At 58.4% G+C, this 2050-nt stretch carries 2 protein-coding genes; one reads left to right on the top strand and one right to left on the bottom strand.

Going from position 1 to position 2050, the window contains the following annotated elements; translation table 11 throughout:
• Positions 1–1255 (bottom strand): recombinase family protein (locus WBB95_RS00515; RefSeq protein ID WP_424485812.1); only part of this gene is annotated, 1255 nt, incomplete at its 3' end.
• A 426-nt stretch (positions 1256–1681) separates the two neighbouring features.
• Between WBB95_RS00515 and WBB95_RS00510 the strand changes: the two genes are divergently transcribed.
• Positions 1682–1873: a DUF2997 domain-containing protein gene (locus WBB95_RS00510; RefSeq protein ID WP_424485811.1), complete on the top strand. Its 192-nt coding sequence runs from the start codon at positions 1682–1684 to the stop codon at positions 1871–1873.
• Positions 1874–2050 lie beyond the last annotated feature (177 nt).

The following is a 2050-nucleotide window of genomic DNA, read 5'->3' as shown; positions in this document are numbered from 1 at the left end:
CGGCAGTGTCGCGCTGCTGCTGGATGTCCTGAGCAACTTCAAGACTGACATCCAACGCCGAGGGCTCAAGCGCCTTCAGTGTCAGGCGGGCCACTTCGTCGTCCAACGCCTCAGCGGCAAAACTTTGACATTGTTCATCGCCATAACGAGTTTTATTCGTAGAACAGTTGTAACGAGGTCTGCTGTTTCGGCCTCCGTACTGCGTCCGTAGACGACATCCGCAACGGCCGCACACGACGAGGCCAGTGAGCAATGCACGACCTCTTCGCACGCTACAGCGCGACGCGTAACGCGAGCGGTTTTGCTCAAGCCGAACCTGGTTTTCTTCAAATTGCTGCCAGGAGATGTAGGCCGGATGCCGGTCTCGTAGCAGAACCAGCCACTGGTCACGAGGCAATCGGTTTGGACGCTTCTGTTGCCGCGCCTGTTTGCTTTGGCAGCTCCTGCCGAAAACATAAGCGCCCGCGTAAGCGGGATGACTCAGCATGTTTTGTAGCGACGACTGGCTCGGACGTCGCCATTCCAGCTGCCCCTTGGAAGGACCGCGAGCAGGGCGCACGGGTATTTGAATACCATCAGCCACGAGATGCCGCAGTACGGCGTTCATCGTCCCCAGGCGGTCGAACTGGTCGAAGATCAGCCGCACCACGTCTTGGGCTTGCTCATCCGGGTCGAACGCCAACTGATCCGCCACACGCACGTAGCCAATCGGCCCCTTGCTCGGCAGTTCACCGCGCCGCGCTTTTTGCAACGCGCCTTGCCACATTCGCTGTCGGAGAATGTGCAGTTCCGCCTCCGACATCGTCCCTTTTAATCCCAGCAGCAGGCGGTCGTTATAGCAGCTTGGGTCGTAGAGGCCGTCGAGATCGCAGATCAACGTGCCAAACAGGGCACAGACTTCCAACAGCTGATACCAGTCTTTGCAATTTCGTGCCAACCGCGACATTTCGACACCAAGAATGATGCCGACATGATCCAGAGCAACCTCGCTCAGCAATCGCTGAAAGCCAAGCCGTTCGTCGCTTGAAGAACCGGAGATCGCCTGATCATCGTCGATTACCGCAATTCTTTCCCGTGACCATCCCAGGCGTTCTGCGTGATCTGCCAGACCGTACTGGAGCTGCGTGGACTCCTGATGCTGCTGCACCTGATGAGGGGAGGACTGACGCACATACACGACCGCGAACCGGTCCTGATGTCGGTTGCCGATCTTCGTCTCATACGTCAGCGGCAATGATATCGTTGCCTGCGTCATTGTCGCCTCCGTTGTCTGGGTTTCCTAGCTTGCTTTGCACCAGTCGGCTGAGGCATTTCACCAGTCGCTGCTGGTTCAGTGGTGGCATCTCGCTCCAGAGGTGCATCGGACTGATCGGCGTTACAGCCGGTGTGGACGGGGGGGCACTGAAGTTGTGCCGCTGTGGGGAGTTCTGGCGAGCATGGTTGGCCTCCTGCGGACGACGATAAACGCTGTTCGATCCAGCGAGACAGCTTCAACAAACCAAAACATCCTATTACCGGAGATACGTCACATGAGTCCAGATCAATCCTTTCCTGAGGTGTACTCTGTCGCTTTCGAGAAGAGCCGCCTCGAGGCCCGCCGGCGGGGCCACACGTTGACCGAACAGCAACTCACGGATGGCTCGATCAAGCTGACCATCCAGGTCGGAAACGGGGGTGTCGCATGAAGATCATCGAAGTCGTAGTTTCGCCTAACGGCAAATCCAAGATCGAAACCAAAGGATTCGCTGGTGCGGAGTGTCGGGAAGCGAGCAGGTTTATCGAGGAAGCGCTGGGCGCGATAACCAGCGAGCAGCTTACCGTCGAGTTTCACCAGCAACATTCGCCGCAGCACCAGACCCAGCAGCGCGCGTAAGATGACGACTGTCCGCGGCCGTAGCCAGCGGGTTGGTGCCGAGTGCCGAGTGCCGACGTGTGCAGTGTCGACGTGTGCAGTGTCGACCTGTCCAGCGCCGATGCGTTGCCGGCTTACGGATTTCTGGCCCGTGCCCGGCACATCTTCCAGAGCAGGTACATTTCGCCGCAGTGCTTG

The organism is Pseudomonas sp., from assembly GCF_049645325.1.
GTDB lineage: Bacteria > Pseudomonadota > Gammaproteobacteria > Pseudomonadales > Pseudomonadaceae > Aquipseudomonas.
The sequence above is the reverse complement of the archived record's forward strand: the minus strand, read 5'-3'. Positions and strand labels throughout refer to the sequence as shown.

Bases quoted from the DNA above. Each gene is read 5' to 3' on its own strand.
- WBB95_RS00510 (WP_424485811.1), top strand. From the start codon at position 1,682: ATGAAGATCATCGAAGTCGTAGTTTCGCCTAACGGCAAATCCAAGATC.